15 protein-coding genes and 1 pseudogene are annotated in these 16,175 nt (G+C 35.6%); 12 read left to right on the forward strand and 4 right to left on the reverse strand.

Going from position 1 to position 16,175, the window contains the following annotated elements; translation table 11 throughout:
- Window positions 1–44 precede the first annotated feature (44 nt).
- From AC0C45_RS20995 to AC0C45_RS21030, 8 genes and pseudogenes are all read left to right on the forward strand, one after another.
- Window positions 45–2,132 (forward strand): PAS domain S-box protein, encoded by a 2,088-nt coding sequence (locus tag AC0C45_RS20995; protein WP_472928721.1) that lies wholly within the window; start codon window positions 45–47, stop codon window positions 2,130–2,132.
- Between the two features lie 89 nt (window positions 2,133–2,221).
- Window positions 2,222–2,434, forward strand: coding sequence for a hypothetical protein (locus tag AC0C45_RS21000; protein ID WP_016764086.1), 213 nt, complete (start codon window positions 2,222–2,224; stop codon window positions 2,432–2,434).
- Between the two features lie 260 nt (window positions 2,435–2,694).
- A complete protein-coding gene (locus AC0C45_RS21005) occupies window positions 2,695–2,826 on the forward strand; it encodes a YjcZ family sporulation protein (RefSeq protein WP_016764087.1) in 132 nt (43 codons plus the stop codon).
- A gap of 605 nt (window positions 2,827–3,431) precedes the next feature.
- A pseudogene (locus tag AC0C45_RS21010) lies at window positions 3,432–5,030 on the forward strand (M4 family metallopeptidase); the annotation flags it as partial.
- Window positions 5,031–5,337: 307 nt separating this feature from the next.
- Window positions 5,338–6,078: a metallophosphoesterase family protein gene (locus AC0C45_RS21015; RefSeq protein WP_016764089.1), complete on the forward strand. Its 741-nt coding sequence runs from the start codon at window positions 5,338–5,340 to the stop codon at window positions 6,076–6,078.
- A gap of 276 nt (window positions 6,079–6,354) precedes the next feature.
- Window positions 6,355–7,023: a fructose-6-phosphate aldolase gene (gene fsa, locus AC0C45_RS21020; protein WP_013057026.1), complete on the forward strand. Its 669-nt coding sequence runs from the start codon at window positions 6,355–6,357 to the stop codon at window positions 7,021–7,023.
- Window positions 7,024–7,187: 164 nt separating this feature from the next.
- Window positions 7,188–7,406 carry a spore germination protein gene (locus AC0C45_RS21025; RefSeq protein WP_016764090.1) on the forward strand — a complete coding sequence of 73 codons (219 nt, stop codon included), beginning with the start codon at window positions 7,188–7,190 and terminating at the stop codon, window positions 7,404–7,406.
- Between the two features lie 118 nt (window positions 7,407–7,524).
- Window positions 7,525–7,812, forward strand: coding sequence for a hypothetical protein (locus AC0C45_RS21030; RefSeq protein ID WP_013083135.1), 288 nt, complete (start codon window positions 7,525–7,527; stop codon window positions 7,810–7,812).
- A 29-nt stretch (window positions 7,813–7,841) separates the two neighbouring features.
- Here AC0C45_RS21030 and AC0C45_RS21035 read toward each other — a convergent pair whose 3' ends face one another.
- From AC0C45_RS21035 to AC0C45_RS21045, 3 genes are all read right to left on the reverse strand, one after another.
- The gene (locus AC0C45_RS21035) at window positions 7,842–8,513 is read right to left on the reverse strand and encodes an NAD(P)H-dependent oxidoreductase (protein ID WP_237894034.1); all 672 of its coding nucleotides are present in this window, start codon (window positions 8,511–8,513) and stop codon (window positions 7,842–7,844) included.
- Window positions 8,514–8,813: 300 nt separating this feature from the next.
- Window positions 8,814–8,954, reverse strand: a complete 141-nt coding sequence (sspL, locus tag AC0C45_RS21040; RefSeq protein WP_237894035.1) for a small, acid-soluble spore protein L — start codon at window positions 8,952–8,954, stop codon at window positions 8,814–8,816.
- Between the two features lie 180 nt (window positions 8,955–9,134).
- Window positions 9,135–9,896 (reverse strand): SDR family NAD(P)-dependent oxidoreductase, encoded by a 762-nt coding sequence (locus tag AC0C45_RS21045; RefSeq protein WP_171777251.1) that lies wholly within the window; start codon window positions 9,894–9,896, stop codon window positions 9,135–9,137.
- 195 nt (window positions 9,897–10,091) lie between these two features.
- On the opposite strand from AC0C45_RS21045, the gene AC0C45_RS21050 reads away from it, so the two are divergent.
- The 3 genes from AC0C45_RS21050 (at window position 10,092) to AC0C45_RS21060 (ending at window position 13,910) form a co-directional block, all read left to right on the forward strand.
- The gene (locus AC0C45_RS21050; protein ID WP_095379710.1) at window positions 10,092–11,699 is read left to right on the forward strand and encodes an ATP-binding protein; all 1,608 of its coding nucleotides are present in this window, start codon (window positions 10,092–10,094) and stop codon (window positions 11,697–11,699) included.
- Window positions 11,696–12,403: a response regulator gene (locus tag AC0C45_RS21055; protein WP_257063336.1), complete on the forward strand. Its 708-nt coding sequence runs from the start codon at window positions 11,696–11,698 to the stop codon at window positions 12,401–12,403. The genes AC0C45_RS21050 and AC0C45_RS21055 overlap by 4 nt, the downstream gene beginning before the upstream one ends.
- A gap of 199 nt (window positions 12,404–12,602) precedes the next feature.
- The gene (locus AC0C45_RS21060) at window positions 12,603–13,910 is read left to right on the forward strand and encodes a CitMHS family transporter (RefSeq protein ID WP_257063335.1); all 1,308 of its coding nucleotides are present in this window, start codon (window positions 12,603–12,605) and stop codon (window positions 13,908–13,910) included.
- Window positions 13,911–13,945: 35 nt separating this feature from the next.
- Here the strand turns inward: AC0C45_RS21060 and AC0C45_RS21065 are convergent, their stop codons facing one another.
- Complete coding sequence (locus AC0C45_RS21065) at window positions 13,946–14,545, reverse strand: DedA family protein (RefSeq protein ID WP_014460120.1); 600 nt, start codon at window positions 14,543–14,545, stop codon at window positions 13,946–13,948.
- Between the two features lie 336 nt (window positions 14,546–14,881).
- On the opposite strand from AC0C45_RS21065, the gene AC0C45_RS21070 reads away from it, so the two are divergent.
- Window positions 14,882–16,162: a GntP family permease gene (locus tag AC0C45_RS21070; protein WP_257063334.1), complete on the forward strand. Its 1,281-nt coding sequence runs from the start codon at window positions 14,882–14,884 to the stop codon at window positions 16,160–16,162.
- The last annotated feature ends 13 nt before the right edge of the window (window positions 16,163–16,175 follow it).

Genomic DNA, 16,175 nt, shown 5'->3' on the forward strand with positions numbered 1-16,175 from the left:
GAATTATTTTACGCATATTTACAAGTAAAGGAGGAATAGAAGGAGTGGTTAGTAGCGGATTATTTGTTAACTTATGTATTTTTTCGTTTTTTGTCAGTATTATGATTGCGATAAGAATATTTTTGTTACAGCGTCTAGCCCATAAATATAAATGGATGAGTGGTATTTATGCAAGTATTGTTTCTGCTATTCTTATGGTATATAGCGTTACGTATCAACAGATTACATATGATTTACGTTTTCTTCCTCTTATTTTGACCGTTCTATATTTTGGTTATAGAGCCGGTGCAGTTGCAGGTATCACTATGGCCGTGTGCAGTATCTATTTAGAAAGTCATTGGTTACTGACTATCTTAATTTTAATTTTTACCTTTTTATTTTCCCTTCCTCTTATTCGATATAGAAAGCAGTTTTCTTTATTAAAACAATCTCTTCTTTGTTTCTTTATTCATTTTATCGTTCATGTCTTACTGACAAATTACTTCTGGAATACAACTATTCAGTCGCCATTTTATAGCGAAATAGAATATTTAGTGTTCGGAATTCTCGGACTGGGAGTAGCCGTAGCGACGATAGAATTTTATCGTAAATTTTACGCTGTAGCAGAAGAAGCTGCTTATGTTGGATCAGATTCATGTAAGGATGAAGAAGATTCTTTTTTTGTCAGAATAATGAAAAAAGAATTAGAATATACAAAAGAACAGCTGGAGTCTTTTATTAATCATCACATGGATGCGGTTATTATAACTGATTTAGAAGGGCGAATCTTGCGAGTTAATGAAGCTTATGAAAAAGTGTATGGCTGGAAATCCCATGAAGTCATTGGGGAAAAATATTACGATATAGCAGGAGCTTTTAGTGAGGATGTACATGAGAATATAAAAAAGACTGTTGCTGAAAAAGAGGCAATCAATCGAGTAGAAGTTGTAAGAGCTCGTAAAGATGGAAGTTTAGTAGACCTCCGTATCACCATTTCTCCAATTTTTAATGGGAAAGATGAGTTGGTAGGTTTGTCTGGAGTATGTGTGGATATATCTGAAGCTAAAAAAGCAAAGGAAGAGCTTGACTTGCTGCATCGTAAGCTTAAAGAAAGTGAGTTGAAATATCGCACGTTATTTGAGTACGCAAACGACGCAATTTATTTACTTGAAATAGGATCGGATCATTTTCCTTCTCGTTTTGTTGAAGTAAATGAAGCTGGATGTAAGCGCTTTGGATATACGAGAGAAGAGCTTTTATCCATGCCTTGCCAAGATATTATACCTAGAGATTCTGACATTGTTCAAAAAACAGTCGAAAAAATTCGCAACGGAAATCTTTCTTTTACGCTGCAATCACAGTTTACGTTTAAGTCCGGCGAAATAAAAAAACTAGAATATAGTGGAAAGTTGTTCAATATAGAAAACAAAAAAGTGCTTCTTATTGTTTCAAGAGACAGAACAGAGTACTTAAAAACAGAAGAGCTGCTGCAGAAATCTGAGAAATTAGCAGCGGTCGGGCAGCTTGCTACAGCTATTGCTCATGAAATTAGAAATCCTTTAACAGCCATCAAAGGGTTTATGCAGTTATTAACTGAAAAAGCGAGTAAAGAAGAGTTAACCTATATGAACATTATATCCTCTGAAATTGAGCGTATTGAAATGATTACAAATGAATTCATGTCTGTGGCAAAACCACAGGCCGTAACATTTCAGTCGATTGATTTGCAGCTGTTAATTCAACAAGTGATTTTATTGTTGCAGCCTCAAGCAACCATGAAAAACATCTTTATTGAACTTAACTCATATGGAGAAATGCCTTTTGTATATTGTGAAAGCAATCAAATGAAACAGATGTTTATAAACATTCTTAAGAATGCGATTGAAGCAATGCCTTCCGGAGGAGAAATTAAAGTTGAGCTGAGAAAAAAGGACAACAATCATATTCATATTCAAATTATTGATGAAGGTGTAGGAATTTCAAAAGAACGCATTAAACATTTAGGTGAACCATTTTACAGTATTAAAGAAGACGGAATCGGGTTAGGGTTAATGATCTGCTTTAATATTATCCAACAGCATCAAGGAACTCTTAGTATTGACAGTGAAGTAAACAAAGGAACGAGTGTAGAAATTTGTTTACCGTTAGAATAAAAGGTAATCAGTCAAAGGGAGAAGAAATTTTGCAACAAGTTGTTTAGTAAAGTTATAATATTCTATGTTGGAGTAAAATAAGCAAAGGAGTGGTTACGATTAAACAGAAAAAGTGGATTAACATATTTCGTATTCTGTATATTATTTTTGCTATTATTGCGATTGGAGCATCTTTTGGAGACTATTCTTTTGGGCTTGATAATCCCCGCATAGTCAGTTTAACGGCTCTTGTTTTGGCGGTTATCTGTATTGTTCCGTATTACATACTTCGCTTTAAAGAACAAGCTTCTAAAAGTAAATAAGTTAATATTTGTTATCTTAAAAGAGGCTGGGACAAAAGTATTTTAGTTGAAGGAAGATCCGAATGATTCATCGTTCGGATTTTTTTATTGTTATGGTGAACATGGGTTTAATCTAGCTGGTTGCTTCTAGCGGTTGATTGGAGTGATTTCGTTATGTCTCAGTCTCTTTTTTATCGTCATAAAAGGGCGATAAATGGGCGAGCATTTTTTCTAGCCTGTACATATGCTATAAAGTAAACAGGCTACGGAGGTGAAGTGAAATGGGATTTTACAACTGGGGTTACGGCGGTGGTTATGGCTACGGCGGCTACGGTAGTTACGGTGGCGGTTTTGCATTAATCGTTGTACTATTTGTTTTATTAGTTATCGTTGGTTGTACATGCTTGAAATAAACAGAAAAAGCACGGATTTACAAAGATTTTAGTAGATTCGTGCTTTTTTATGTTCATAAGAAGGGCAGTACTATAATAAAATAATGTTATGCATATACATAAAAAACATACAAAAAATTTAATTAATAGATTAAAAAAATAAAAAAATGAAGAGGAAGAGTAGATTTAAGCCTCAAAAACGGTCTGAAATTTATAATTTTCCTTATAAGTAATTTTTGTAAAATGCTTCTCAGGACTGATAGTAAGACCGAATAATACTTCATAGGTCGCTAGTTTTTATCAGCTGACTTGAAGAATTATTTTACTTGTATGAAAATCAACATAAATGATTTTCATATAATTTAAATAGGTAAAAAAGACTTATTGCAAAAGATTTATTCTTAATTTTCATAATAATAGGAATATTAAAATAATATATAGACGTAGTAATTTTTAGTTGCTATAATGTTGCTAATTATCTCAATTAACAGAAAAATTGCGGTAATTAAATTTACTAGGGATAGGGAGAAAAAACTATGAAAAAGAAAAAACAGGCTTTAAAGGTATTATTATCAGTTGGTATCCTTTCTTCATCATTTGCTTTTGCACATACGAGCAGTGCGGCGCCAAATAATGTACTTTCAACCGAAAAGTATAACAAAGAAATTAAATCTCCTGAGTTTATTTCTGGAAAGCTTTCAGGCCCATCATCACAGAAAGCTCAAGACGTCGTATTTCATTATATGAATACAAATAAAGACAAATATAAATTAGGAAACGAAAGTGCTCAAAATTCATTTAAAGTGACAGAAGTAGTGAAAGATCCCGTTGAACAAGCAACCGTTGTACGCTTGCAGCAGGTATATAATAATATTCCTGTTTGGGGATCTACTCAATTAGCACACGTAGCGAAAGATGGAACCTTAAAAGTTGTATCAGGTACAGTAGCTCCTGATTTAGATAAAAAGGAAAAGCTAAAAGGACAGAAGCAAGTTGACAGCAAAAAGGCGATTCAAGCAGCTGAAAAAGACTTAGGCTTTAAACCGACTTATGAAAAATCCCCTTCATCTGAACTGTATGTTTATCAAAATGCTTCAGACACAACGTATGCTTATGTAGTAAATTTAAATTTCTTAAGCCCTGAACCAGGTAATTATTATTACTTTGTTGATGCTATTAGCGGTAAAGTGCTAGATAAGTACAATACGATTGATTCCGTAGCTGGTCCAAAAGCCGATGTGAAGCAAGCGGCAAAGCCGGCAGCGAAACCTGTAACAGGAACAAATACTATTGGCTCAGGTAAAGGAGTGCTTGGAGATACTAAATCTTTAAAGACAACGTTATCTAGTTCCACTTACTACTTACAAGATAATACAAGAGGAGCGACAATCTATACGTATGATGCAAAAAATCGTACATCTCTGCCAGGTACACTCTGGGCAGACACGGATAATACGTACAATGCAACCCGCGATGCAGCTGCAGTAGATGCTCACTATTATGCAGGCGTGACATATGATTATTACAAAAACAAATTTAACCGCAACTCCTATGACAATGCAGGAGCTCCGCTAAAATCGACTGTTCATTATAGCAGCGGTTACAATAATGCGTTTTGGAATGGCTCTCAAATGGTATACGGAGATGGAGATGGAACTACTTTTGTTCCGCTATCAGGAGGATTAGATGTTATCGGACATGAATTGACGCATGCGGTCACAGAAAGAAGTTCTAATTTAATCTATCAATATGAATCAGGTGCATTAAACGAGGCAATTTCCGATATTTTCGGAACATTGGTAGAATACTATGACAACCGTAATCCAGATTGGGAAATTGGAGAAGATATTTATACGCCTGGTACAAGCGGTGATGCGCTTCGTTCAATGAGCAACCCAGCGAAATATGGAGATCCAGATCATTATTCAAAGCGCTATACAGGTTCTAGTGACAACGGCGGAGTTCATACAAACAGCGGTATTATCAACAAAGCTGCCTACTTGCTAGCTAACGGAGGAACGCATTACGGGGTTACTGTAACAGGCATCGGCGGCGATAAGCTAGGGAAAATTTATTACCGTGCTAATACGCTATACTTCACTCAGTCTACAACGTTTAGCCAAGCGCGTGCAGGTTTAGTACAAGCTGCTGCTGATCTATACGGTTCACGCTCTCAAGAAGTAATCTCAGTAGGTAAGTCATTTGACGCAGTTGGTGTTCAATAAGTTATAAACCAAAAGTCGCAAGATAAATGAGGTATCTTACGACTCTCTATACTACCTTACTACCAATAAAGGAGTACTCGTATAAATATATTACAGTACTCCTTTATTTTATGTTAATAAATAAGGAAAACGGATTTCTGCTTGATTTATAAAAATCCACTTCTTATTCCTCCCTTTTATGTCCATTCGAATTATACCGTTGTTTGTTAAATGGAGAGAACACGTTTTAGTAAACGGTCTTATTATAAAATGTTATAATAAAGAAAAGAATTGAATACATACATATGAAAAAGGAGTGGAGGAATCAATGGACAAAATTGCTGTTATTTCAGATATCCACGGAAATCTTCCTGCATTAGAAGCAGTTTTAGCTGACATACAACAGCGAGATATCCATCGCATCATTTGTCTAGGTGATTTAGTAGGAAAAGGACCGGATTCAAGTAAAGCGATTGATATCATAAAAGAAAAGTGCGAAGTAACAGTAATGGGAAACTGGGATGACTTCATTACAAAGCCTGCGGAATTCGAAGCGTTGAAATGGCATCAGAAGAAGTTAAGTTCAGCCCAAGAGGCATACTTAAAGGAACTTCCTTTTTCCGTTGAGTTTATGATGAGCGGAAAATTAATTAGAATGTTTCACGCTTCACCTAGAAGTCTTTATGACCGAATTCAACCTTGGGATTCACTTGAAAAGCGCCTTAGTCTATTTGCTAATACGGAATATACGGAAAATATAAAAGGATCAAGAGAGCCAGATGTTATCTGTTACGGAGATGTACATAATGCATTTATTCAACATATTAAAGGGAAAACGCTATGCAATGTAGGAAGTGTAGGAAACCCGCTTGATTTACCACAAGCTTCCTATCTTATCTTAGAAGGAAAGGATCAAGACGAAAGTCCTTCAGCATTTTCTATTCAATTTGTACGTATTCCATACGATATTGAAAAGGCTATCGAATTGGCGAGAGCTGTAGAGATGCCAGATTTTGAACCCTACGTTCAAGAATTAAAAACAGCTCGCTATAGAGGACTAAAAAATTAAGAATAGAATGTATCTCAACCTTCAGCATAAATGCTGAAGGTTTTTTAGTGGAGTATATGAGGGGTTTTTCAACACCATTAGTATGATACATGCAAATAAAAATTATTCCGATGAATTTAAGGAAGGGAAAACTTGGAGAAAAACATACAGCATTTGAAAGGAAATAAATTTTATTTTATGAAGACAATATGAAGAGGGCAATTCCATTTGAACATAAAGTCATGCAAAAACGCCCCTGAAAAGCTGTTTTTACCATAACGAGTGGAGGAATACATGATGAAATTTTTTATTGATACAGCTAACCTGGAAGATATTAAAAAAGCATATAAAATTGGGGTATTATCAGGTGTTACCACAAACCCTTCGCTAGTAGCTAAAGAAGGCGTAAAGTTTGAAGATCGCATCGAAGAAATTTTAAAAACCGTTCCTGAAGTAGAATCCGTTTCAGCAGAAGTCACACCCGATACAGTAACCGCCGATGACATGATTGCTCAAGCAGAAGAGCTGATAAAAATTAATGGAGGAGACAAAAATATAACGATTAAACTTCCTATGACCATTGCTGGATTGGAAGCAACCCGTTATCTAGCTAAAAAAGGCGTAAAAACAAACGTAACGTTAATTTTTACAGTGAATCAAGCGCTTCTAGCAGCTCGTGCCGGTGCCACATACGTATCGCCATTTTTAGGACGCTTAGACGATATTTCAGAAGACGGTGTTTATCTGGTATCTCGAATTGCAGAGCTATTTCGAATTCAACACATTGACTCACAAATTATAGCAGCGTCAGTCAGACACCCAGATCACGTCACACGAGTAGCTCTTGCTGGGGCTCATATTGCTACAATTCCGTATGCCGTAATTGAACAATTAGTAAAACACCCGTTAACAGAGCAAGGAATTGAAAAATTTGCATCAGACTGGGAAAAAGCTGTAAAAAGTTAAATTCACTTAAGGAGAAGACATCATTTTAGTGTCTTCTCTGCTTAAAGGGTATACGAAGATTCTTTTTTTCTATTTTGTAACAAACAACTTATCAATAATAGGCGAACATCCTATACATATATGCAGAGATGACATACGTTAATAGAAACGAAAGAGGTGTTAAAATGGGCTGTATTATTAACATTGAAAATATCGTGACTAACGGGTTAAAAGACAACTCGAACGTAAGCGTGGGCTGTGTTGTACAAAATAGTCACACGGCAAATACAAAATCGGTAGGAGCTTGTTTTTCGTTTGGAAACGGCTCTCCTGCTATTGCCTCTATGACAAACAGTAATATCGACTTTTGCAAAGGTGAAGAAAATAAAGAGCAGAAATCTTGAAAACAATTCCAGAAAGAGTATTTCTGGAATTGTTTTTTGGTAAGTGATAGAGTTTTGTTAACAAGGTGTTTTGGCTTTTAAAAGAAAAACATTCATGAGGAAGGGGTTGAGCGGTGCTATGAGCATTATTTCTATGATTCCTTATACATACGTTGAAAGAAAAATAAAACGAACACAAAAAGTGACAATTCAGCATTCAAAAGACATGTGCTTATACGCTGATAGTATTGAAACACAAAACGATTGCTTTCACATTAATGACGTATTTGACATCTCTTACAAATGCGTTTCAAAAGACAGCGGCTTTTTATACTTACATACAAATCAAGGGATGTTCGCTTATACCATACAAACCGATCCTTCTGCCTTTATAACAGCATATAAAAATATAAAAACGAAGGGGTGACATTGCGTCACCCCTTCGTTTTTCGTTTCTTATTTTACCCACTGTACAACTTGATCCATACTTCTTCTTGTTTTTCCGCGCTTAGGTTCATGAATTCGATAGCCGAACGCAACCATAACGGAAATATCAAACTTACCGTCTTCTAGTAATCCTTCTTCTTTTAGAATCTCATGTACTTGGTCATAGTTAAATCCTTCAATCGGACAAGAATCAATACCAATTTGAGCAGCTGATGTCATCATATTAGCTAGTGCAATATAAGATTGTTTGCTAGCCCAATCAAATAGTGCTCGCTTGCTTTCGAACAAATGAAAATCATTTTCTTGGAAATCTTTATAACGAGGCATTAATGTCTCTAATACATCATCCGGCATTTCTTTTACGTTTTTTTGAAGATTCAACACATATTCAGAGTCATATCTTGCGTCTGTACGAGAAAGAATAATAACAAAATGACTTGCTGTAGGAATTTGACCTTGTGCTCCCCAAGAAACAGCTTTTAATTTTTCTTTTAAATCTTTATTTTCAACGACTAAAAACTTCCACGGCTCATAACCTACTGAGCTTGGAGATAAGCGCCCTGTTTCTAAAATGAAGTGGAAATCTTCATCGGAAATTTTCTTCGCTGGATCAAACTCTTTTGTAGCATGACGAAAGTTAAATGCGTCTAAAATTTCTTGTTTTTTATCTGTATGGTTCATGTGTAAACAACCTTTCTGTAAAAATATTTAGTGATGAACTGTTCAGAGTAATCTATACCCTGTATAGCTTACAATTAACAGCCAGTTAACATACAATTTGTCATAAAATCCGTTTGCAGATTTATCATAATTCATATAAAACATTCTAACAAGTACGCACATTTTTGTTATATAGTATACTTTTTTATACTATTGATGCAGTTTCATAAGAAGCAGAAAGGAGTCAACAATCTGAGGAGTTTCGTTTTCGAAAAAGTAATTAAGAGGAAGAGAGGAGAAGAGTGATCTTCTCCTTGTTAATTAAATTTTTGTATTTGACTTTTTCGCTTTGTTTTCAAGTTCACTTTTCGGTTCTGTTGAAAATTCAACATCTTTTCCGTGTCCTTGAGAGTTAACTCCAGGAGCTACTTGACCGCGGTTAGCAGATTTTTTTGTACCCATTTTCGTCACCTCCGTTCGGTTAGTATGTACAAAAAGCAAAACAAAAATTAGGAAGTAAAGCATGGAAAGATAAATAGGAAAAGATTATCTTTAAGCATCTTCATTACATAAACAAGATAGTTACTCATTTAAACGGACATAAAAAAACACCCTTGGAAGGGTGTTTTTTGTTTAAGAATCTCAGCTTGTCGCTCTGTCTGCGTATGGATAGATAGGATCTTTTAATTGAAATTCGTAAGTCACTCCATCTACAAGTCCTACCGTTTTATTGCTATCATAAAGGTCCAGCATAAAAGCAGCCATTTCTTTTGACGTATGAAACTTAGGTACTCGTCCTTCGTATTCAAAATCACTCATATCCATCGAACGCTGTGCAAATTCTGTTTCAGTAGCCGCCGGAGCTAGAACTTTAGCCTGCATTTTTGCTCCTCTTCCTTTTAATTCTTGAGAAAGACCTTCTGTAAATGCACTTACGTAGAATTTTGTTGCGCAATAAGTGACTGCATCAGCAACAATGGTGTAGCCGCCTCCAGAAGAGACATTAATAAGCTGTGTACCTTCAACGTTTTCATAATCTCTTACAAATAAAGATGAAAGAATGGTTAAGGCTTCGATATTTAAATGAAGCATTGTTTCAATTTTAGTTAATTTTTGTTCACCGACAGAAGCAAAGTTTCCAAATCCAGCATTGTTAATCCAAGTTTCTAATTCATACTCTTTGAGTGACTCATAAAACGTATGAGCATTTTCTGCCACGGATAAATCAACCGACTGGACAATAACCTTTACATCTTGATTCAGTTCTTCAATTTTTCTTTTTAACTCTTCTAGCTTGTCCTCTCTACGTGCAGCCAATATAAGATTTTTTCCACGTGCTGCAAAAGCTAAAGCTGTTTCATATCCAATTCCTGAACTTGCGCCAGTGATTACTGTATATTTCATGTTGATTCCTCCATTTTCGATGTTTTCGAATTGATTATAATTGTTAAAGTATACTTTAAGTCAAGCGTTTATTCGGTGTATTTTTCCCTTTAGAAGTCTGTTTATAAACATTTGAAGTTGGGTGCTAAACTTTTTTGCTTTTATGCTACACTTGAAACAACAGCCGAAATTTCATTTCATTAAAAGGAGGAATGTATGCGTTTTCTTAACGTGAGTAGAAGACCTAGCTTACTTGCCCAAATTACATTACTTATTACAGTAGTTATTCTTGTGAGTACTGTCCTTGTATGCATTTTATTTTCTGCAATGATAGATGAAATTGTTGAAAAATATGTAGGTAAGCAAGCTATGACAGTAGCAAAATTAGCTTCTGAAGACAAAGCGATTGTAAAAGCTTTTAGGAATAAAAATCCTTCTGAGCACATCCAACCTATTGCAGAAAAAATAAGAAAAACCACTGGAGCAGATTACGTCACCATCGCTAATGATAAAGGAATCCGCTATTCTCATCCCAATAGTAGCTATATTGGAAAACATACCAAAACAAGCAACGAAGCTTCTTTAAAGGAGCATCAATCCATTATTTATAAAGGAAAAGGAATTTCAGGATTTGCAATTAAAGCCAAGACTCCCATATGGGATAGCCGAGGAAACGTAATAGGCGTTTCGTCAGTAGGGTTTCTTGTAAGCAATATAGAAAAACAGATTAATGATTATAGAATAAAAATTATTAAATTGTCCTGTATTCCTTTTCTTATTGGAGCATTTGGAGCTTTTTTCATTGCAAGGCGGGTAAAAAGACTAATATTTGGACTGGAACCGGAGGAGATTTCCTTTCTTTTTAAAGAAAAAGAGGCTACCCTTGAATCTATTCAAGATGCTACTATTACTGTAAATGTCGAAAAATATGTAACGTCGATGAACAGAAGGGCCAGAGAACTATTTGGTCATCTTCAAATAGGGGGAGAGATAAAGAACGCCCGTTTAGGACAGCTAATTGATCAAGTGATAGAAAAGCAGCGAGTGTATTCTAACCAGTCCCTTGTACTAGATAGTCAGCAGTATATTTTAGATTTATCTCCTATTATAAGAAAAAAAGAAGTGCAGGGTATCGTCCTTACTATAAGAACTTTATCTCAAATTGAAGAGTTGACAGAAGAGATTTCTAAAATTAAAATGTTTTCTGATAATTTACGTGCTCAAAACCACGAATTTTTAAATAAGCTGAACGTCATTTATGGATTGTTAAAGTTAAAGAAGTATGAGCATGTCATGCAAATGATTTCATCAGAGGTAAAGGAACGCCAAGATATTATTTCTTTTTTAATGTCTTCTGTAAAGGATCCTTTGATTGCGGCATGCTTACTTGGAAAGATCAATCGCTCAAAAGAATTAGACGTTACTTTAGAAATTGACCAAGATAGTAACTTAACAAGTACTTTAGATATCGAAGACGCAAAAAACGTTGTTTCTATCTTGGGGAATTTAATTGATAATGCGCTCGAGGCTGTGCGAGAACCTAAAGGGAACGTGCTGGTATCTTTTACAGATGTAGGAAATGACCTGATTTTTGAAGTTGAAGATAATGGACCAGGGATATCAAAAGAAATAGAAAATATGATTTTTATGGATGGTTACACAACGAAAAAAGGTGAAAATCACGGGATTGGATTGACTATTGTTAAGAGATCTGTAGAGCTGCTTAAAGGTGAACTATACATAAGCAAAAGTATGTTACAAGGAGCAAGATTTACATTAGTTATCCCAAAGCTATTAAATAATGAAAAGGAAGAATCGATATGACTGAAAATCAAATTAATGTCATGATTATAGAAGATGATTCTACAGCTGCACAAATTTATGAACAGTTTACTAAGAAACTAGAGCATTTCACTGTTGTTGCGACAGCAGGATCTGGAGAACAGGCTTTAGAACTGCTAACAATATTTACGCCGCAATTAATTTTATTAGACGTCTTTTTACCAGATATCAACGGAGTGGAGCTGCTATGGGAAATCAGAAAAAAGTATCGAGGAATCGATATTATTTTAATAACGGCAGCCAATGATGTTGAAACAGTAGGGGAAGCAATAAGAGGAGGAGCATTTGGTTATTTGGTGAAACCTGTAATCATTGATAAATTTTTATCTACTTTAAAACATTATCAGTCTACAAGAATAGAATTAACCGAAAATAAAATGATTAACCAGGATAAAATAGACCATTTATTTAGAGCACGTCATAACCGCCGCACTCAATCAGCAGCTGCAGTAACAGAACTTCCTAAGGGGATTGATAAACATACTCTTCGTTTAGTAAGAGATAAAGTTCGCGAAGTTCAGCAGAGCTTGAATGTAGATGAGTTTGCTCAACTAGTAGGTATCAGTTATTCAACAATGAGAAGGTATTTAGAGTATTTAGTATCGTGTAAGGAAATGCAGGTGGAAATAGTGTACGGAAGTGTAGGAAGGCCTGAGCGGAAATATCGAGTAACTAATTTTACATAAAAACGAGATAGCGGTTTTTTATCCGCTATCTCGTTTTTATGTAGAAATGATGCATGAAAAAAATGAAAAAAATTACTTTTATAAAAGATATTAAACTTATGTTGGTTATCTATGAACCTGCTTTAAGAAGTGATACCTTTTTAGTAACGTACAGCAAACAAAAAATGAAAACGTTACCAAAAAAGGAGGAAAAATATCCATGCTTTCTTTATTAGGATTTTTAATGGTTGCAGTATTCATGTATTTAATTATGTCAAAACGACTTACCCCAATGGTTGCTCTTATCACTATTCCAATTATATTTGGTTTAATAGGCGGTTTTGCTAGTGGAATGGGACCTATGATGCTAGAGGGTGTAAAAGATATTGCTCCTACAGCTATTATGATTTTATTTGCCATTTTATATTTTGGATTAATGATTGATTCAGGATTGTTTGACCCTCTCGTTTCCTTCATTTTAAAGGTTGTAAAAGGAGATCCTCTAAAAATCGTCGTCGGAACTGCTGTTCTTTCAATGATGGTTGCTTTAGATGGCGATGGAACTACTACCTATATGATAACGGTCTCTTCTTTGCTTCCATTATATAAACGGCTAGAAATGAATCCGCTTATCCTAGCGGGAATTGCGATGCTATCTATGGGAGTTATGAACATGACTCCGTGGGGAGGTGCTTCTGCTATGGCTATGAGTTCATTAAATTTAGATTCGTCTCAGTTGTTTTTACCTTTAATACCTGTAATGGGTTTTGGGCTTCTATGGGTGCTATTTGTTTCTGTTGTCCTTGGAAGAAGGGAAAGAAAAAGGTTAGGAGTTATCAATATTAAACATTTTGCAAATGAAATGGCACATGCAGATGAATTAGAGGGAACAGCGCAACATTTAGACTATCGACGACCTAGGTTAGTATGGTTTAATTTTCTCCTTACCGTTAGTCTTATGGTGTGCTTAATTATGGACTTTATGTCGCTGATGCTTTTGTTCATGGTAGCGTTTGCTATTGCATTACTAATAAATTATCCAAACATCAAAGATCAACAGCAGCGAATTTCATCTCATGCAAATAATGCGGTAGCCGTCGTTTCAATTGTTATTGCAGCAGGTATTTTTACAGGAATCATGTCTGGAACAAAGATGATTGATGCTATGGCAAATACGCTTGTAGGGATAATCCCAGATGCAATGGGCCCTTTTTTGCCAGTTGTAGTAGCATTTTTAAGTGCTCCTTTTACATTTTTTATGTCTAATAATGCTTTTTATTTTGGCGTACTGCCGATTATTGCTCAAGCTGCCGAAAGTTATGGGATTAGCGCAGCTGAAATTGGAAGAGCTGCTATTTTAGGACAACCTGTTCACGTGATAAGTCCCTTGGTAGCAGCAGCTCACTTATTAATTGGAATGGTAGGAATTGAATTTAGTGATTTGCAACGATTTTTAATTAAGTGGGCGCTAGGAACTACGGCGGTAATGACACTAGCTGCATTAATTTTAGGCGTTATTTCCATTTAATAAAAAAAGACCCCTCGGGGTCTTTTTTTATACTCTTAAGTTGAACTAGACTGTTCGCTGCAGCTGCTTTTTTTAAAATAAAACTTATAAATTAAAAATCCGCATACAGCCACTACCGCTGCAATTAGAATATAAGTTTGTGCATCTGAGATAAAAGATTGAATGGACTTAAAGTTTCCGATTTGTCCTAACCAAAGCATGGCAATATTCAAAGGAAAGATACCAAGAAATGTGAGCAGAGCAAACGGCATAGGTTTCACTTTAGATAGCCCTGAAAGATAGGAAATGTAGTTTCCGAGCCCTAAAGGACGAGCAATCGCAATACTCCATAATCCGCATTTTTTAAACCATTTTTGTGATTTCTCAAATGCTTTTTTCTTTTTAGATAATTTTTTCTTTACCTTATCCTCTAATTTATAGCCTATCCCATACGGTATAAAGCTAAAAGCTGTATAAACGGCGCTTCCTGCAAGAGCGATTAATAATAATTTCACTATGTGCATGTTTAATAAGTATCCGTAGGTAAGGGTGAGAAGAGAACCAGGAAACGGCAGGGAGGAAGCCTCAATGGCCAGTCCGCTTAAAAGTCCCCAAATTCCAAATTGTTTCAGTAAGTCTGTTATGAAATGTAGCATAAGATCGCCTCTTTTTCTGTGTCATAACATTCAAATACCCATCTATATGTTCGGAAAAACTTATAAAAGAAAAGAAAATAAAGGAAGAAAGCGGGATATGACAGAAAAAAATTAGCTTGTACAAGGAAAAAGGAAGGAAGTGTATTTTATAGCTTCTACTCCGAGTAAAATTATAGGAAAAAAATAATTGAGGGTGAATTTTTAAATAAACTAAGACTTTTATTCATAGTTTTGATTCCTTTTATTCATTTTACTTATAAAAATAACGGGTGTAAACTTGTTGTGTTGTGAAATAATCCATTATGTATATGTATTAAAAGGAAAGGAGGTCACCGTGTGGTTATTATTGTAGGATTGTTATTGTTGATGTTTTTTGCTTATCTAGGATGGTCTATTATCTGGGTGGCACCTGTTGTTGCTACGTTCGTTGCTTATTTTAGCGGTTTAAAAGTACTGCCTACTTATACAGATGTGTATATGGGAGGGTTTGTAGATTTCGCCGCAAAATGGTTCCCCATCTTTTTATTAGGAGCCGTCTTTGGAAAGCTAATGGAAGATACAGGCGCAGCCAAATCGTTGGCGCAGCGTATTGCTAAATTATTTGGAAGTAAAAGAGCGATTTTAGGGGTGCTAATTGCTTCAGCCATTTTGACATACGGCGGAGTGAGTCTATTCGTTGTTGTCTTTGCGATTTATCCTTTAGCAATCATGCTATTTCGAGAAGCTAACGTATCGCGAAATTTACTGCCAGCAACAGTTGCACTCGGAGCATTTACGTTTACAATGACAGCGATTCCAGGTACGCCTCAAATTCAAAATCTGATTCCGACTGCTACATTTAAAACGAATGCAATGTCCGGTTCGATTATTGGAATTGTCTCAGGTCTTATTATGGCGGTGGGAGGATATTTATGGTTAGCTTATCGTGATAAAAAATTAAAAGCTAAAAATCAAGGGTTTACCGAGCCTAATGAATCATCAGTCGCAGCGAGTGAAGAGCAGGACTCGATGAATGTAATATTAGCTATTTTACCGCTGATTGTCGTTGTCGTGACGTTAAACGTTTTAAAATGGGAGCCTATCGTTTCATTATTAATTGGTATTTTTTCTATTTTACTTATTAATTTTAAACACTATAAAACGTTTATTTCTTCTATAAATGAAGGAGCAAAAGGATCCGTGATGGCTGTTATTAACACGAGTGCAGCAGTAGGTTTTGGCTCGGTTATTACAGCAGTTCCAGAGTTTAAAGATGTCACGCATGTGTTGCTAAACATTTCGAGCAACCCGCTCGTTTCAGAAGCGTTAAGCGTTCAAGTGCTAGCGATGATCACAGGTTCAGCATCCGGCGGTATGGGCATTGCGCTTCAAGCATTAGGAGATACGTGGTATCACTTGTCTCAAACGACGAATTTAAGTGCCGATGCTCTTCACCGTATTGCAAGCGTTGCGTCAGGTGCATCTATTTTACCGCATAACGGTGCGTTGTTAACGCTATTAGCCGTAACTGGTCTTCGGCATAAAGAAACGTATAAAGACGTATTTGTTGTTGCATTTATCATCCCCACAATCGCTTTATTTGCAGGAGTCGCATTAGCGGCAGCCGGTATTATTTAAAAACAGGAGGAGA

Source organism: Priestia sp. VA7, from assembly GCF_055710015.1.